Genomic DNA, 16533 nt, shown 5'->3' on the forward strand with positions numbered 1-16533 from the left:
GGCGTGTCGCCGTCGGCACAACTCGAATCAGCAAACATGACTCTCGATTTCTCCCTCCGGCTGCTCGCCGCCTTTGTGTGTGGCGTGGTCATCGGCTTTGAGCGCCAGATGCGCCAGCGCACTGCCGGTCTGCGGACCATCACGCTTGTGGCTAGTGGCTCCTGCCTCTTCGTTACGCTCGGGGCACTGACCGGAAACGGAACCACGGGACTGACGCAGATTGCCGCTTATGTCGTCTCGGGCGTTGGCTTTCTAGGAGGCGGCGTCATCATGCGTGACAAAGGCTCGATACAAGGAATCAATACGGCCGCCACGCTCTGGTGTTCCGCTGCCGTCGGCGTCCTGTGCGGTTCAGGACATTTTGGGCCAGCGTTAGCCGGCACCGGCGTAGTGCTGCTCACCAACACCGTCCTGCGCGAAGTCAGCCGAGCCATCAACACGGCTCCGGTCTCGGCGGCGGACCTCGTGCGGCAATACACCATTACGGTGGTCTGCCGCGAAGCCGACGAAGTTCATATCCGGGCGGCCCTGTCGAACTCAATGTCTTCCGCGCCGCTGTCCTTCCAGAGCCTGACGAGCCGGGACTACGAGGATGACCCGCAGCGTATTGAGGTTACGGCGACATTGAAGCTCCATCCGAAAGACCAGCCCAAACTTGAACAGATTGCCAGTCGGCTGAGCATGGAAAAAAGCGTATCGAGCGTCAGCTGGGCAGGACTTGAAGCCGAACCGACGCCGGAGTGAGCATGACTTCGCGACTTCATCGATGGTCATGCTTGGACTCCGTTAAAAACTGGCAACTGAACGAGCACTCAGCGGTCACTTATGTCTGTTCTAGACGTCGGCATCTTTGGAGACTCGCGTAAGGTCTTCGAGTGCGCTGCGGCCGCACCCCCTTTGCTCTCAAGCGATAGGCTTCCACGTGTTCACGTGCAACGGTGTGTGCCGTCCGCATATGCGCTCGCGGGCAGGTTACCGTCGTGATTAGCTTGCGGACTTAAGTAGACGTCGCATTCGACGATGTCTGCCGTCGCAATAATCGCCGCCCCTCACTCACGTCCGCCCGGACATCTGACCGTCGCGCGCAGCATTACTCGCCTGCAGTGACTTTGTGAACGCGCTCCGCGAGCGCCACCGCCTCGCTTGGCGACATGGGCAGCGGCCCACGCGGCGCTACGTTCATGACCCAGTCGGCCAGCCGGCCCACTAGCGAGACATCGTCCGCGTTCACACCCTGCACCGCCAACGACTGCACCAACGATTCTAGCTGCGGAGAGCAGCAATAAATGGCATCAAAAGCGGCACGTACGCGCGTTGACTCGGTGAGCTCGCCATCGCGTGCGTCGGCAATCAGATTCTCGTATTGCATGTCGGCTCCAGTTTTGATTTAAGTTCCGCGAGCACCCCGGGCTTGCTCACACCGAGGAGGTAGGTCCTGCACACCAGGTTTTCGCGGCATCAAGCGGAGCAGTGAAGATAGTCATCATCTAGCGTGAGCGGGGAAGCGGGGTCGCGGCACAGCACCTCATCCCGTTTCTCATCTCAGAGCCCAGGCGGTTCCGTGTCTTCAGTCTGGCTGTCGAGATATCGTCTTGCCCTTTCGTCCCACTCTCGCCGGTAACGCATGACGGACCCATTATCGACGATGTACTCACCGTCGTCGCCGAGCGCGCCGTGAAGGTCTCCGTTTTCCAGCAGACGTCTAACGTGGGACCGGCTCACGAATAGCAACCTCGCGACTTCGGCGATGGTCATACGTAGCCTCCACTACAGGCACCACAGAAGCGCACTCGGCAGTCACCCTTGTTTGCCATAGATGCCCGCTTCCTGCGAAACGCGTGCGAGTTCTTCGAGCGCCTTGCGACCACGCCGTTTTGCATTCAAGCGGTACGCCTCCGCATCCCGCCGGGCGACCGTGTGTGTGCCATCCGTATTCGCGCTTGCGGGCAGCTTGCCGTCGCGGATTAGCTTCACTACATACTTTGGCGTCACGTTCAACAACGCTGCGACTTCGGCGACGGTCATCGGTTGGCTCATGTCTCCTCCAATAGGAACAGTGGGCGAACCGGCGCGATTAGCGCCTTTGAGCCCTGTGACAATGCCTTCGAGCGACATGGCATGCATCGCAGGCGTCAAGCCGTAAGCTGCTACCAGTCCAACAGCGTCCGCAACCGCTCAATGAGCCAATCTGGCTCGACAACGCTAGTCCATCCTTTACATCCGACGGCTTGCTTTATCCGTTGCAGAGTTACCGCTCGCGAACGGAAATTTTCAAGCTAGATGTCGCCTCAGCGATTCAATTCAGGGGGCTTTTTGCTCCTGTTGATGGGGGTGTGAGATGGGTTCAGAGTTGTTGGTCTGATCGGGATTGAGATAGACCGTGTGTACGCGCTTCCAGTTTCGCGTAGGGCCTTTCCATCGTAGCGGATTGCGCTGCCTTGCCGCCTCATAGAGCGTCGCGCGACGATCCAGAATCTGCTGGTCTAGGTTGGCGTGCCGCTCTGCCGGCGTGACGAAGCGGATCGCGCTGTGACGATGCTGGTGGTTGTACCAGCGCACCAGCCCGGTGACCCAGGTGCGTGCGGCAAACAGGGTGTCAAACGCCTGCAAAGGAAAGGCCGGTCGGTACTTCAGTGTTTTGAACAGCGATTCCGAATACGGATTGTCGTTGCTCACGCCCGGTCGACTCAATGACGGCATGACACCCAAAGCCTGCAGGGTGGCGAGCATCGTCGCACCTTTCATCGGACTACCGTTATCCGAATGCAGAATCACCTGGTCGGGCTGTATCGCTTCGCGTGCGCAAAGGTCCCTGAGGACTTCGCTGGCCAGCACGCTGCTTTCCTCCGCATAGACCTGCCAGCCGACGATCATCCGGCTGAATACGTCCATGAACAGATAGAGATAGAAATACTGCCCACGAACCGTCGTCGGCAAGTAGGTGATGTCCCAGCTAAACAGCTGATTGGGCGCGTCGGCACATAACGCGCGTGGCTTGCTGCGGGCGCGGGCCGGTCGTTCACTGCGCCGGTGGGCGAGCTGCTTCTCTTCGCGCAGCACCCGGTAAAACGTCGATTCAGAGGCGATGTAGCGGCCCTGGTCGGCCAGGCGCGGCACGATCTGGCTCGGCGGCAGATGACCGAATTCGACAGAGTTGGCCACCGCCAGCAGTTCAGCGCGCTCCTCGGTCGACAACTTGTGAACAGCATCATGACGGCATAACGTGCGCCCATCCACTGCTTCAGGACCGCCGCCTTGCCAGCGCTGCACGGTGCGCGCGCTTAGCCCGAGCACGGCACATGCGCGGGCCTGACGAGCCCCGGCTGTCGTCGCCTCACCGATCAGCTCCCGCAATGTCGCGCGCTCTTCGGGGGAGCTCATTCGTCCTCGTCCCCGAACAGCGCCTGATACTTTTTTGAAAGTACCAGCAACGCGGCCGCCTCCGCTAACGCCTTTTCCTTGCGTTTCAGTTCGCGCTGCAATTGCTCATTAGCATGTTTCAGCTCGCGCAGCTCTGGAGCGTTTGCACGTGCGCTGCCCGCGGTGCCGGCCGAGCAGAACTGGGCGCGCCACTGGTCCAGATGATGGGCAAACAGACCCCGTTCGCGACACCACGCGTTCAGTGGCTCGTCGCTCAGTCCATGGCTCTGCTGCAATGCCAGCAGGCGCTCTTCCAAAGACCATTCTTCCGGGCGCCGTGCATCGACTGGCCCCGGGTTGCGGTTTGCGGCGTTAGACACCCGGATCCACTTCCTCAAGGTTAATACGTTCATATTCAGTTCCGAGGCAACCGTTTCTACGGACCGGTTGCCTCGTTGCAGGACCTTTGCCAGCGCCTGCTCCCTGAATTCAACAGAATACGTCTGTTTGGCCTTCAACCTGCACCTCCGAGTTCTTCAAACTAAGAAAATTCAGAGGCGACATCTATTGTGACGCAGGGGGCGAATGATGCGGATACTTCGCTGCATCTTTCTGAGCCTTTGCCACGAGCTGCTGCGCGAGGTCCTCACATACCGCCCGTCGCTCGTGCCGTTCATCGTCCGTCTGCTCAGCGATAAACTTGCCGTCAATGAGGCGCGCGGCCAGTTTGCGCTCCAGACAGCGACGCTAGTGTCACGTCTCGAGGGAAGTCATCAGGCACGTGTGGCATTGGTGAGATAAGCGATGACGCGCTTTGCGATGTCGATAAGGCTACGGTGATTGCCCGCAGGCATGGTCTCTGTCCTCAGCGTCGTGCCGGACGCCGCAACGACGCAAATGCGAATATCTTCCCCGTCGACGGAAATCTGCACGCAGGCCTCGGGCGTCAGCGCCGCATCTCCAGTTGTTTGCCGCTCGATGAAGAGGGTGAAAGGCCGAGAGTTTGGGTACGGACCGAGCGGCCAGTGATATCCGTACGCGTGCAGCGCCTCGGACGCGCGCTCCCACAACGGACGGTGCGGGTCGATTTCCGCGCTCGCTGTGTGCAAAGGAAAGACGTCAATCGGCTTCGTCTCGTGCACACCGTCATAAAGTCTCGCGGCGGTCCGCGACCATTCAGCGGCCCAAGCCTCAGCGACTCGCTCGAGCACCTTGTAATCACCGTCATCGTCAAGCATCTCGAGCGGAGTGCGGTGGTCAAGAGTGCCGTTCTGTGTCGTCAAAAAATCGAGGCGGCTCAGCGGCGGCGCCGGCATGATGATTTGGCAGATTGCTTGCAGACGCTTACGGTTCAGGGACGGGTCGGACAAGAATGCGGGGACGTATTGAACTCCGTCGACCTCGACTGCAAAGACGCTGTAGTTGTCTAGCAGCTGCGTAAGTCGCTTCTCAGTCACGCCGGTGCGCTTACGGAAGTCAGTCGTCGATAATAGTTCTCCGTTTGCAACCATCTCACGACGACCTTCGAGCGCTTGCTGCCAAAGGTGCTCGCGCAAGATGTCACCGGCAACGTCTTCGTCGGCATCTAGGTACGCGTGGCGCACGATTTGTTCGATGCGGCCAATGACCTCGTCGGGCAACGGCTGATACCTGGCTCGGTCTGTTGCTGGGAGCCGGAACTTGTTTGCAGCGATTCTGCGGAATAGCGCTGACGCCACAAACTGGGGCAAATCGAATTCGGAATCAATGCGACGCATCGCGATGTCCCAACCGGTGCTAGCCATGCTGCGCCTCGTGCACCGCTGACATGATAACCCGAGCGATGCGCAGTGGTTCGTCGTCGGTGAATACGGGACGGACGGAGTTGCGCGGCCGGATTGCGATAATCGGCGAGCGCATGATGATGTGCGGTAGCGTGAGCTGCGTCGTGCGTGCTGTTGGCAAGTGCAAATCTGCGCCGGCGTCGTGCTTGGCAATCGTCTCTTCGCCCTCGAGGAGGTCATTGTCCGTAGGCACGCCCTCGAGTTCAAACTCCGCGACGCGAACGGGCTTATGGTTACAGACAGGGGCTTTTCCAGCGACCCGCTCTTGCTCCTCTTCTGCGGCCACCTTGTGAACAGCTTCATCCCGTTGTGCGTGCGCCGTCGCTACAACCGCCGAACGCATAGCTTCGACCTTAGCTTCTCGCTCAGCGTCGATTTTTGCGTCCAGCTGCGCGATGTAGCGGATTTCCACTGATTGCAAACGCTCTGTCTGACGGAAAATGGCGTTGCCAGCAATAGTTGCGAGCGTCGCGAGCCAAGTCCGGTCGGTGACCCGGCGGACGAAGCCCTCGCGGGTATCTTCTTCGGCGTTGTCAGACACTCCCATCGCAGCTGTGAAGAGGTTTTTCATCTCGGCCGCGTCCAGCGGGCTGTGCGCCGAGAGCCATGCGCGCAGCAACGCCGGGGTGAACGCGTGCAGCACATCTGTATCCAGGTCGACCATTGCGAGGATGTCGTCGAAGGTGTAAGTGACAAATTCGACAGCGTCGAACGTGTATTCAGTGGTCGTCATTGGAGCACCGCGGTAGAACAATTTATCAAATGTATACGGCGACGCCTTTAAACCTGCGTCGTGTAGCGAGACGAGCCAGAATGCGCGGCTCGCGGCGAGCTTCATGTGGGCAACCTCCACCCGTCGCCTGAGGCCGCCAATGAAGACGTATTCACAACCCAGTCGAACTGGAATGCTTCGCCGTATTCGAAGGCGAGCGGTACGAAAGCACTGCGCTGCGCTCCAGAATCGCGCTCCTTTTTCCAGTTGCGCACGAACGCTGACACACGGTCGTAGCTACCGTCATATGCGACGGTGCGCAAATCCTCATACATGTGAGTCGGGGAGCGTCGCTCTCGCCTCGTACGCTTGGCGTCGGCGACCAGCCACAGCCGCAGTTGTTCGGACCGCGGGTCGACGACGCTGTTGTTGACGCATTTAGCGTATTCCGGCTCGCCAGTCGACGCCTCGCGCAGCCACCGCCCGATAGTGTTTCTCGAAAGGCCCGTCTTTCTTCCAATGTCCCGAAGCGGGACGCCATCGCGGAAATGCATACGCCGAATCTTGGCCAACATGCTCGCGGTTTCCGGCATGCGTCAAGGGACTGTCGACGTGTCCTACGTTGGAGAGGAGCTACGAAGCGGCGACTGGGAGACTTTTGCTTATATCCTGCGGTTTGCTGCCGCCGTGCCGCTTGGCCAGCGCCTGCCCCTGATTCGCGTCGTCGAAATGCTGAAGGCCATGGGCCGCGGCACCAGCACGCCTGACCGGAAACATTTGGCGAGGCAGCTCCAACGCCTGCGCAATGCCGAGCTGCGCGTTTGGACGAATGACGTCGCGATTGTGGAAAGTTGGAAGGCACTGTTCCCGAATGAGCCGCTGTTCAAACGAGGCGATATCCCGGGCGTTCGGACCAGCTGCAAGCTGCTCGGGGACCTGGTCGAAGCCAAGACCGAAAAGGGCAACACCGTTGAATTTACGACGGAGCTCAGCCGCTACGTCCGTGCATTTTTCGGTCAAAAGCTGTCGAGTTGGTATTCGGAAAGCATGTACCAGCGGCTCACCGGCGACCTCGCAAAACGTCTTTTTCTGTTTTATCAGTCGCACGATGGTCGCTTCGACTTCACTTTTGATGAGCTGGTCGAGTACCTCGGCGCAAGCACGGACCGCGAGCAGTTCCGTCGTTCACTTAGGCAAGCGCACGACAAACTGACCGAAGCCTGCTTTTTGAAGGGGTGGTCGCTCAAGGATTCGGCCCGGCGCAACGGCCAGATGGCTTATGTGCTGCAAGGCCTCACTATCGGAAAAAGAGACCAGGGTCGACGACAAAGAATACGACCTCAACTAAGCACGAAGCGCCCCCATGCGACGTTGACTGTGGGTGCTACTTACGGCAACTACCACGAGCAAACCGACGGCTCCGGTAAAGATATATCCCGCGACGTCTGCTTCTTCTCCGTTCGACCATCAGCTTTAGCATCAAGATGGCGAAGGCATCAAAAGCACCGTCGATGCCCATTGCACTACGCTATGCAGTAACCACGACTATTCAAGAAAACTTGTTTTTTCCGGGGAGCCGCTCATCGACGCGGTCCGAACCGGTGTGACGAACCTCGTGCACGTTGGTGGCCGCACTGACTTGCCGACGACTATCGAGACTGCAAGTATGGTTCCAGCGGCATTCGTGGTGTACGTCGGCTTCGCTCGCGGCAGAGCGATGCCCAGGTGCAGCGCGAAGCGCGCAATATTGGACCGTCGCCGTTCTTGTTCGCTAGGCGACGTGGCGGTCATGCTGCGGCGCGCGCAAGATAATATGCTTCTAGCCCAGGTCAACGCCGAGTTGCTTGGTCTTCGCCCCGACGGCTGCAAGCCGCTCCTGCTATATGAGAGCCCAACGGGCAGGCTGTTTTCTACCTCAAATATCAGCTGGAGGTCCGCTCAAGGCATCCCGTGACCGGGCGAAATACACCAAGCTGAGCAAATTATTTGCTCCCCGGCGCGTCGAAATACGTATGTACTTATCCGTGTACCAACGCGTGTATTTACCTGTGTATTGACCGAGAAGAAATCTCCGCAGCATCATCGACTTGACCCCTTCTTAACATATAACAGATAACTGTTAGCAAGGGGTGGCCATAGGCCACCCCTAAGCGTACCCGGCCACAGTTTAGACTCCGCATCGTGCCGTAGCGCTATGTCAACGGCGCGTCCGCGCTGAGCGTTCCTCTCGAGCCCCGTATTGGTGATTAACGCGCCACGGCAAGCGGCAACTAGACGCAGTGACTTTCCCTTCCTGCGCTTTTCATGCCGTTCACTCCTGCCACCGCGACGTCGTCCGCCGGTATCGACATGCTGTCCTCGTGGGAGCGTTTTGTACTTTCCCACTACAAATACGCCACGTATCTGGACAATCGGCGCCGGTCACGCGATACCCAGCAACATCGGCATCCACCGTCTGACGCTCGACTAAAGTAAAGCGCAGCCCCCGCACGACCTTACTCGATGCTACCGCGAGGTCTTGCCCGCCCTTCCTGCCGGTCTTTCTCAGACGGAATTCGCTGCGCTCGTGCACTTCTCTTTCAGCACCAGGGTCACCGCTTTCGGCATCGACGCCCCTCCAGAAGCTGAGCGGCAGCGACCCCGCGGGAGCAATTGCGGAGTTCGCCCGTTGCAACAATGCGGGCGGCGTTTGTCACAGGGCTCATGACGCGGCGAGCTGCCGAGTGCAACCCGTTCCAATCCGAAGACTACGCGCTCAAGTAGTGATGTGTATTTCGCCCGGGTCCGAGATTCGAATCAATCCGCTCGATGCGTTGTGCAAAAAACTGGTTCTTTGCATCGCCTGTTGAGCCCCCTGTTTATTGGGCATCTAACAGGGGGCTATCACAGGCCCGCCATCGTCTCAGCCTTGCCGCGCAATGAGTTCCGGCCATTCGGTGCGCATTCCACTCCGCCCGTTTCGCCGGGGAGCCACTTCGCCGGAATCCACCCGGAAAACTTGAGGGCTGGGCGCCCGTCCGTGCTTTCATTTAGGCCCCTCGCATGCCATGTATTTTGCGCGGACTCCGATTTCTAGCAGGACCCAAAGTCCCTCGGGAATGACTTAAAACTGCTCGCTATATGTCGTATGCGGAACTCACCCGCCCCGCCTCTGCTATCCATCCACACAACAAAGGTCCACCATGTCCGCTGCCGCTACCATCGAACTCGCAAAGCATTTGCCCGTCGTTTTGAACGACGGTTCACGTACCTCTGTGAGCATCCCCGCCTCTGTCTATCACGCTTTCATGATTCAAGTTAGCGGCGACCGAGCTCAATTTAATGAGCACCTCAAGGCAGCCGCGTTGATTGCGCGTCCGCGCCCGGGTGTGTCGCGCTCGTTAGCTATCCGGTTCGCTTTGGAAACAGTGCTAGGAGAAGTAACTGCAACGGCGCGGGCTGAAGCCTAAACAACCGGCTACATCAATAACGGAGGCTCCCTCTGACAACAAAAAATGCTATATCGATGTGCTCACTGTGAAGGCCGACCGTACGTCCGGCGTGTACCTTCAAGGCGGAGTTAAAGAAGAGGCGGTGTACCTGCCGCTCACCCAGAAGGCGCCCGCCGGCTCCCGGACGACCTCGCGAAAGCGGCGCAAGCCTTCGACGCGCGGAGACAAGCTACTTACTGACGCGCTCCGCGCTATTAACACCTGCCGCTCTTCGAGCGGCTTTTTTGTTGGCAGCGAGCGGGGCTCGCTGTGGTATTGCGGCGTGTCGGTATGCGCCGGCGGAGTGCGCGGCAGCGCCGCAAAACCATCGCTCGCCCTAGAGATAGCCGCGAGTACCCGGAAAACCCATTTTCCGTACCCCGTGGCGCGGTATCCCGCCGGGGCGCAGGCACAAGGCAAAAGTCTTTGACGCGCAGGCTTCCGTTCAACGGCAACCCCACCCCATGCAAATCCCTGTGACGCGCAGGCTTTGGTCGAGCACCCCCGCTTGAGCCCTGAGCCCGCTTACGGTGTTCTCCGTTTTTGCAATCACAATGGGTCGCAGAACTCTTGCCTGCGCACGACGGAGTTACTTCCTTTGCCCACATCTATATTGATATCAAAGCCGTTGGCGGAGCCTTGCCTGCGCACGAAGGACTCTTTTGAATGCGCTTCGCTGCGAACAGATGCGGCGCACGTCGAGTGCGCAGTCAAGACTCTTTGCAGGAGCGTGGAGACGCAGGCGGGGTGCTGCCAATTGCATGCAAGGGGTGACTTGATACGCGCTGGCATGTCTCGGTCAAAAGTAGCCAGATAGCGGCCCGGTGGGCCACACTTGATAGCAGATGGGAACCCGGCACTCCCGCGCCAGTCGCGCGCTCGCGCCCACGAGCTGCTCAAGCAGCTCGCACGTGCCAAGGTCGATGAGATGCAGTGGGTGTGGGGAGCCGTGTATGGCTGGTGCACGAGTCGTGTACCGCCCTTGTGCAGTGAGTGCCCAGAATATTATTTAGAGCGTTCACTCTAAAAAGCAGAGAAAAGGTTGGAATTCGGGCAAAAGGCGGGGGCTGTTTTTTTCGGGTTCGCTATAGGATGTACACCCGAAGCGAGCAGCACATGAGCAAAGGGTGAAAACAACCACTCTCACGGAGGCTCTCATGCCCGCTCTCAAAAAATTCACAGTTGTCGACCCGACCGAACGCCTGAACGTAAGTCTGAAACTCTCGACCCGTACTTCGATTGAGCAATACCGCGTGTTCTATCAGCAAGCGTACGAGACGCCAGTGGAACGTGGCGAACTCATCGAAGAAGTCCTGCGTTGTTTCTTCGAAGCGGACGGCGATTTTCTCAAGTTCCTGAAGCGCATGACGGCGGCGGACAAGGCCTCAGTCGACAAGGCACTAGGAATCGAGGGCGGCACGTACACTCCGCGTCGCATGAACGGGGGCATCAGCGACACGCTCATAGAGGAGCACGTGTAACCTTTCCCTCACCGCCCGATGCACTGCCCCGCCACCCGGCGGGGTTTGTCTTTTACTCTTCCTCTGTTTGACTGGAGAGCCAAGCTTTGGCCGCAGCGAGTTGCCGCTCCTTGTACGTCAGCACGTCCGCTCGCCGGACGCGTTGCTCTCCGTCCACGCACTGGACTGCGAGCAAATCACGGCTGGCAATCAACTCTCGCACGTGTGGCCGCGTCACAAAAAGCAGTTCTGCTGCCTCTGCAATGGAGATGAACTCGTCGGTGGTCATCGCTCCGCTCCACGGTGTAATCTCGTCACCCAATAATGTACTGCCCGCCGGGTACACTACGCGCATCAAAATCGAAGCGGATAACCTTTCGTGGCAGACGGCTTGATAACCATTGGGGCAGCGGTCATTGCCGCGAGCGGGGCGCTTGCGGTTGCGTACGCCAGCAATTTTCTTGCGGAGCAGTATCGTCGACACTTAGACAGCACCTCGTGGGCTAGCGCTCTCGCGGGTGAACTCGAGTCGCATGCCAGTGCGTTCTACCTGCTAAAGGCCGGGCTGCACGGGATGGTGCTGACCGCGAGACAAGGCAAGCCACTTCCCCTGTACAGCATGCCGATGCCCACGGACCCAATTTTTGACAGCGCGCCTGCCAAGGTGGGAGTCCTCGGCCCTGAACTAGCCGGTGAATGTGCTTACTCGTACGAGCAGTTGCGCGCGTTCCGAATCGGTATGCAGGTCATCGCCGAGCATCAGGAAAAGATGGACCCTGACCAGATAGCTAACCGCCTGCTTTATCTGCTGCAAGTCATCGAAACCAATGAGCAGCGGCTGACCACGTTGATTCAAGCACTTTACGCATACTCAAGCGTGCGCTTTACCGAAACGCCGTCAATGGGCTGGTGGCGCACCGTGCGCCTCCGGGTCAGCGGGCGGCGTTAGTCGTCGCCCTCGTCTTCTTCATCTGCGGACGAGGGAGCGCCTGTCGTCAACTCGAACTCGAACATCTCGGCGCCCAGCCGGTCTGCCGCGAGGTCGTTCTCGTCAGGCTCCGGAGCGAGCACGTCGAGTGCTCGCGTATCGAGCATTGCATCGACCTCTTCCAGCGTCACGGTCTGCTGACGAACGTCGGCGTGCTCGTCAAGCACCACCTGCTTGACCTTTTCCGACATCGGCAACTCCCCGGCCAGCTGCCTGATGATGCTGCAGTACGCTTCCGCGTATCGGCGAAGCATTCGAGTGCTCGCCTTCGTGTAATAGCCTGTTGCCGGCGCGTCACGCATCGCGACCTTGACGCGGTGGTTCAAGAAACGTTGCGTGATGAGCGTGGTGCCGAAAAAAGATTCGGTGAAAGTTGCGCGCGTGCGACGGAATACGTACGTCGACAAGTGCGTCCCAATCTGCTTACCGATTTTCTGGTATGTCCCGCGCACGTTGTCCATCGGTCGACTCGCGTCGACACGATTCGGAAAAATGTAGGGGCTCTTGTCGTGATAAAGAGCGTGCCGACGACGGAGCACGTTTTCGATAAGCCACACTGGTAGCGGGTAATCGACAGCAGGTCCGTTTTTGAAGCCCTCGGCTTTTTCCGCGATGCGGTACACGCACTTTTCCAGGTCGAGATACTTCCACTCCATAAAGCGGATTGCTCGATGTCGGAAGCCCGTAAAAAGGAGCGTGAACATGGCATCCCGCGGCAACGGCCGTGCGTCCTGAACGGCGTACCAAACCTGCTTAATCTCGCTCGCCTCTAGCACCGCCTTTTTGTGCACCTGGGGTGGCGCAGAGACACGCACGTAGTGCCACGGATTGGGGATGATGTGGTTGTATTCAAATATGGCCTGGAGGTATCGCTTCATCAAGTTTGCTTGCGAAGGAACACCCTGCTTGTCTTTGCCGCCATTGCGAAAAACGTCTTCATATATGAACCGGCACTCTTCGTAGCCAAAAGAATTCATTAGCCGGTCAAGGTACGGACCGAAATACGCGTTTATGCACTTTTTCATCGACTTGACCGTCTCATCGCTGAGACTGTCGATTTTCACGTACTCGCCCAGTGCCCACCGCACGGTCTTCGCTGCATGTGCGGTCTTGCCGGTGCGATGCGCTGACAGCCACCGCTCGGCGAGTTCGCGTGCCGCTTTCGCGGTGTAGCCGCCCGGCCCTGCCCGCCCAATCTTTTCCTGCGTCTGCTTCGGCTTTTTCAGCTTCCCGCTCTCGTCATACTCCGGCACACCGGACTTCGCTTCGGCGATGAACGTCTTCAGCCCGGTCTTTGACACGCGCAGTGCGAAACCGACCAGCTCATTGTCGCGATATATGTAGCTCGTTTGCTCGCAATCCGGCGGAAAAATCGCGCGCTCGACGAAAGTCTCGTTGATGTCATGAAATCTGCCGACCGGAACTACCTTTTTGCGACCCATGGTGGGAGAGCTGAGATTAAAGAGGCGTTCAGTTTATCAGCCAAAATCTCCTGCGTCCACGCCTCGGGCGGTGTGCGCGTTTTATTTCTTCTCAGCCTTCTCAGCATATTCTCAGCGAGGACCTGGGCATGTACCTCAAAAACTTTGCCCAACGTATAAACATCTCCCGCGTTGAACACTGGCCAAATGCTTAATGACTCTTATTTTTTACATGAAATCAGACACTTATATTCTCGCATTTTGATAACGCATCTCAACGAAAACACTGTCAAATTAGACGCAGGAGACTCAAAATCCCCCGCCGCAAGGCGTGCCGGTTCGATTCCGGCCCTGGGCACCAGAGATTCATGCAAAAAAGCCGCTCCTCGGAGCGGCTTTTTTGCGTTTGGGCGCTCGGCTGCGTCGAACGGTTCGGCCAGAACGACAGTGTGTAGTACATCGAAGCGCTTTGCACTGAGCCGAGCCGCGCAGAGCCGCAACTTCGTCGCAGAACGAAGAATGATGAAAGTGTCCGATCGTGCTGGCAACGGCGGCTATCGCCCGGGCAAAATTCGACTTCACGCGAAAAATGCGTTCGTTCGGTCAAAAGCAAGCCGCCAGAGCGTTTCGCCCGACGAGATGGTTGCGCGAATGTGCGTAATCGCGTAAACGTGTTTCATCGCGCATCGAAAAAATGGGTTGCCAGCGACGCTGGAAATCCCGGCGCCGGGAGCGCACACGAGGACGCTTGCCCGCGCGACAGCCGAAGCTCGGCTGTTGATGGACTGACGGTGTCGCGATTTTGCTCTGCGCGTTGCGCGAGCCATAATTCGAAACGGGTGCGACATGATGCAATCCCAACGTTCGCTGTCGCCGGATGCCGTTATTTGCCGCCGCTGTCACGCCATCTCGCCGGCCGACGAGGAAATCTGTCCATACTGCGGAGCCGACCGTCAGGGCGCGCTCTCCACGCGCGTGACGGACGCCGCCGCTATCGCGCCGTACCGCGACCCGCGACATCTCGTCGATCTGCGCGATTCCGGCTGGCTCACGCGGCTCGCCCGGCGCAAGACGATCGACGCATATCCCACCCTGCCCGAACCGTCCGACGCGCATCGCGAGAACGCGCCGGAGCCGAAGCCGAAACTCAATCGCAAGCGATTCGTCGTGATTGCGAGCGGCGCGGTCGTCGCCGTCGTGGCGGGCGGCTATCTGGTCGAACAGTCGAGCGTGGATTCCGGTGCGACGAGGGGAGTCACCGCGACCGGCGCGATAGGCAACCGCACGCCGGCGATACAGGGGCGCGGCGGCGCGACCGGCGACGAAGCCGCCGCGAATGCGCTGGCGCAAGCGCCACTGGCTGCATCGTCCGCGCTGCGTTCGACCGACGCGCTGCCGATGGCCTCGACTCAAGGCTCGCTGGACGTTACGAAACCGAAGTCGACGGAAAAAGAACGCGCTGCCACCGCCGCAGTCGCCACGCGGTCGAACGGCGACACGGTTGCCGGACCGGTTGTTTCACAGGCGCCGTCGCTTGCGGTTCAGTCTGCGGCTGCGGTTGTCGCACAGAACTTTGCGCCGGACAGGAGTCGGGAAGCGTCCGCGGCGGTTCAATTGAAGGAACCATCGAAAGGCGCATCGGGATCGTTGGCGGCGAGTGGCGCGTCTGGGGCGCAAAGCCTCGCGAGCGCGAGCAAGCGGGAGGCATTCGCGACGGCCCGATTGCCAGATTCATTGAAAGGCGCGTCGGGCGCGAGCGGCGCGTCTGGGGCACAAAGCCTCGCGAGCGCCGGCAATCGTGAAGCATTCACGGTGGTTCACTCGCCCAATTCATCGAAGAACGCGACTGAATCGTCGGCGGCGAGCGGCGGGTCTGCTGCACAAAGCCTCGCGAGCGCCGGCAAGCGGGAGGCGTTCGTGGCGGCTCAATTGCCCGATTCATTGAAGCCCGCGTCGGAATCGTTGGCGACGAATGGCGCGTCTGGGGCGCAAAGCCTCGCGAGCGCGAGCAAGCGGGAGGCATTCGCGACGGCCCGATTGCCAGATTCATTGAAAGGCGCGTCGGACGCAAGCGGCGCGTCTGGGGCACAAAGCCTCGCGAGCGCCGGCAATCGTGAAGCATTCACAGTGGTTCACTCGCCCAATTTATCGAAGAACGCGACTGAATCGTCGGCGGCGAATGGCGCGTCTGCTGCACAAAGCCTTGCGAGTGCCAGCAAGCGGGAAGCGTCCACGGCGGCTCAATCGCCGGAACCATCGAAAGCCGCGTCCGAATCGTCGGCGGCTCGCGGCGCGTCTGCGGGACGAAGCCTCGCGAGCGCAAGCAAGCAGGAAGCGTTCACGGCGGCTCGCTCGCCCGATTCATCGAAAAACGCGTCCGAATCGTCGGTGGCGAGCGGCGCGTCTGCTGCACAAAGCCTCGCGAGCGCCAGCAAGCGGGAAGCGTCCACGGCGGTTCGCTCGCCAGATTCATTGAAAGCCGCGTCTGAATCATCGGCGGGGAGCACCGCGTCTGCTGCACAAAACCTCGCAAGCGCCACTAACCGGAACGCGTCCGCGGCGGTTCGCCCGTCCGAATCGAAGTCCGCATCGAAGGCAATAGAGCCATCGAACGCGTCGGCTACCAGCGTAGCGGGCGGCGCGGCACCCGCCACCCAACGCATCGCGAGCGCCGCGCCGTCAGGCAAGGCGTCACCGGCAACGCCGAAAGACACGCCGAAGTCATCGACGGCAAGCGCCCCGCCTCAACGCGCGACGCCGGCCGTATCACGCGGCATCGTCGCGGTTCGGCAGGCGCTTGCGAGTCACGACCTCGCCGCCGCCCGCCGCCACTTGCGCGGCCTGAGCGCCAGCCAGCCGCACAATCCCGAAATTCAGCAACTCGCCGCCGATGTCACCCGCGAGGAGCGCGCGCGCGATGCAGCGATGACCACCGCGCGCACCTGCGCGGTCAGCCGCGATCCGACATGCGCCGTGCGCAACGCACGCCACGCGGTCGCGCTCGATCCTCGCAATGCGCAGGCGCAGGCGCTGCTGCGCCACACGATGTCCGCGCAAAACGACGTCAACACCACGTATTTCCGTCAAACCAGCGCGATGCCCGCGCCGCCCGTTCCGTCGATGACATTCGACGGCCGCTGGAGCGTCGCGACAAGGCACCCGCCCGCGAACAACCGCAACGACTCGTCGCGGTTCACGATTTTCGGCTGGGGCGTGCCGACGGTGTCGAAAGGACGCGGAGACGCGCATTAGGCAGCGCGCGGTGACGGCGCATCGGCAAGCGGGACGCCTCGCGTCAT

14 protein-coding genes are annotated in these 16533 nt (G+C 59.8%); 5 read left to right on the forward strand and 9 right to left on the reverse strand.

Features of this window, described 5'->3' with window-relative positions:
• Positions 1 to 36: 36 nt before the first annotated feature.
• Complete coding sequence (locus tag LDZ27_RS11565; RefSeq protein WP_244814214.1) at positions 37 to 744, forward strand: MgtC/SapB family protein; 708 nt, start codon at positions 37 to 39, stop codon at positions 742 to 744.
• Between the two features lie 346 nt (positions 745 to 1090).
• On the opposite strand, the gene LDZ27_RS11570 is transcribed toward LDZ27_RS11565, so the two are convergent.
• From LDZ27_RS11570 to LDZ27_RS11600, 7 genes are all read right to left on the reverse strand, one after another.
• Entirely contained in the window at positions 1091 to 1369 is a 279-nt protein-coding gene (locus LDZ27_RS11570) for a hypothetical protein (RefSeq protein WP_244814215.1), read from the reverse strand.
• 173 nt (positions 1370 to 1542) lie between these two features.
• Complete coding sequence (locus tag LDZ27_RS11575; protein ID WP_244814216.1) at positions 1543 to 1755, reverse strand: helix-turn-helix domain-containing protein; 213 nt, start codon at positions 1753 to 1755, stop codon at positions 1543 to 1545.
• A 42-nt stretch (positions 1756 to 1797) separates the two neighbouring features.
• On the reverse strand, positions 1798 to 2037 hold the full coding sequence (locus LDZ27_RS11580) for a helix-turn-helix domain-containing protein (protein ID WP_244814217.1): 240 nt from the start codon (positions 2035 to 2037) through the stop codon (positions 1798 to 1800).
• A 264-nt stretch (positions 2038 to 2301) separates the two neighbouring features.
• Positions 2302 to 3878, reverse strand: a protein-coding gene (locus LDZ27_RS11585; protein WP_244814218.1) for an IS3 family transposase whose coding sequence is annotated in 2 segments (ribosomal slippage) — positions 2302 to 3419 and positions 3419 to 3878 — 1578 coding nt in all. Because the reading frame shifts where the segments join, the coding sequence is not laid out codon by codon here.
• Positions 3879 to 4133: 255 nt separating this feature from the next.
• A complete protein-coding gene (locus LDZ27_RS11590; protein WP_244814219.1) occupies positions 4134 to 5144 on the reverse strand; it encodes a hypothetical protein in 1011 nt (336 codons plus the stop codon).
• On the reverse strand, positions 5137 to 6021 hold the full coding sequence (locus tag LDZ27_RS11595) for a hypothetical protein (protein WP_244814220.1): 885 nt from the start codon (positions 6019 to 6021) through the stop codon (positions 5137 to 5139). The genes LDZ27_RS11590 and LDZ27_RS11595 overlap by 8 nt, the downstream gene beginning before the upstream one ends.
• A complete protein-coding gene (locus tag LDZ27_RS11600) occupies positions 6018 to 6470 on the reverse strand; it encodes a hypothetical protein (RefSeq protein ID WP_244814221.1) in 453 nt (150 codons plus the stop codon). The genes LDZ27_RS11595 and LDZ27_RS11600 overlap by 4 nt, the downstream gene beginning before the upstream one ends.
• Here LDZ27_RS11600 and LDZ27_RS11605 point away from each other — a divergent pair.
• The gene (locus tag LDZ27_RS11605) at positions 6460 to 7434 is read left to right on the forward strand and encodes a hypothetical protein (RefSeq protein WP_244814222.1); all 975 of its coding nucleotides are present in this window, start codon (positions 6460 to 6462) and stop codon (positions 7432 to 7434) included. The two genes, LDZ27_RS11600 and LDZ27_RS11605, sit on opposite strands and share 11 nt — an antisense overlap.
• Before the next feature lie 3088 nt (positions 7435 to 10522).
• Positions 10523 to 10846 carry a hypothetical protein gene (locus LDZ27_RS11610; protein ID WP_244814223.1) on the forward strand — a complete coding sequence of 108 codons (324 nt, stop codon included), beginning with the start codon at positions 10523 to 10525 and terminating at the stop codon, positions 10844 to 10846.
• Between the two features lie 52 nt (positions 10847 to 10898).
• On the opposite strand, the gene LDZ27_RS11615 is transcribed toward LDZ27_RS11610, so the two are convergent.
• Positions 10899 to 11114 (reverse strand): excisionase family DNA-binding protein, encoded by a 216-nt coding sequence (locus tag LDZ27_RS11615; protein ID WP_244814224.1) that lies wholly within the window; start codon positions 11112 to 11114, stop codon positions 10899 to 10901.
• A gap of 90 nt (positions 11115 to 11204) precedes the next feature.
• On the opposite strand from LDZ27_RS11615, the gene LDZ27_RS11620 reads away from it, so the two are divergent.
• Entirely contained in the window at positions 11205 to 11774 is a 570-nt protein-coding gene (locus LDZ27_RS11620; RefSeq protein ID WP_244814225.1) for a hypothetical protein, read from the forward strand.
• On the opposite strand, the gene LDZ27_RS11625 is transcribed toward LDZ27_RS11620, so the two are convergent.
• Positions 11771 to 13255: a hypothetical protein gene (locus tag LDZ27_RS11625; protein ID WP_244814226.1), complete on the reverse strand. Its 1485-nt coding sequence runs from the start codon at positions 13253 to 13255 to the stop codon at positions 11771 to 11773. The genes LDZ27_RS11620 and LDZ27_RS11625 overlap by 4 nt on opposite strands.
• Before the next feature lie 825 nt (positions 13256 to 14080).
• Between LDZ27_RS11625 and LDZ27_RS11630 the strand changes: the two genes are divergently transcribed.
• Positions 14081 to 16486, forward strand: a complete 2406-nt coding sequence (locus LDZ27_RS11630; protein ID WP_244814227.1) for a hypothetical protein — start codon at positions 14081 to 14083, stop codon at positions 16484 to 16486.
• Positions 16487 to 16533 lie beyond the last annotated feature (47 nt).

The sequence above is a fragment of the Caballeronia sp. Lep1P3 genome (genome assembly GCF_022879595.1).
GTDB lineage: Bacteria > Pseudomonadota > Gammaproteobacteria > Burkholderiales > Burkholderiaceae > Caballeronia.

Coding starts and splice junctions, on each gene's coding strand:
- LDZ27_RS11565 (WP_244814214.1), top strand. CDS start 37: ATGACTCTCGATTTCTCCCTCCGGCTGCTCGCCGCCTTTGTGTGTGGC.
- LDZ27_RS11570 (WP_244814215.1), bottom strand. CDS start 1,369: ATGCAATACGAGAATCTGATTGCCGACGCACGCGATGGCGAGCTCACC.
- LDZ27_RS11575 (WP_244814216.1), bottom strand. CDS start 1,755: ATGACCATCGCCGAAGTCGCGAGGTTGCTATTCGTGAGCCGGTCCCAC.
- LDZ27_RS11580 (WP_244814217.1), bottom strand. CDS start 2,037: ATGAGCCAACCGATGACCGTCGCCGAAGTCGCAGCGTTGTTGAACGTG.
- LDZ27_RS11590 (WP_244814219.1), bottom strand. CDS start 5,144: ATGGCTAGCACCGGTTGGGACATCGCGATGCGTCGCATTGATTCCGAA.
- LDZ27_RS11595 (WP_244814220.1), bottom strand. CDS start 6,021: ATGAAGCTCGCCGCGAGCCGCGCATTCTGGCTCGTCTCGCTACACGAC.
- LDZ27_RS11600 (WP_244814221.1), bottom strand. CDS start 6,470: ATGTTGGCCAAGATTCGGCGTATGCATTTCCGCGATGGCGTCCCGCTT.
- LDZ27_RS11610 (WP_244814223.1), top strand. CDS start 10,523: ATGCCCGCTCTCAAAAAATTCACAGTTGTCGACCCGACCGAACGCCTG.
- LDZ27_RS11615 (WP_244814224.1), bottom strand. CDS start 11,114: ATGACCACCGACGAGTTCATCTCCATTGCAGAGGCAGCAGAACTGCTT.
- LDZ27_RS11625 (WP_244814226.1), bottom strand. CDS start 13,255: ATGGGTCGCAAAAAGGTAGTTCCGGTCGGCAGATTTCATGACATCAAC.
- LDZ27_RS11630 (WP_244814227.1), top strand. CDS start 14,081: ATGATGCAATCCCAACGTTCGCTGTCGCCGGATGCCGTTATTTGCCGC.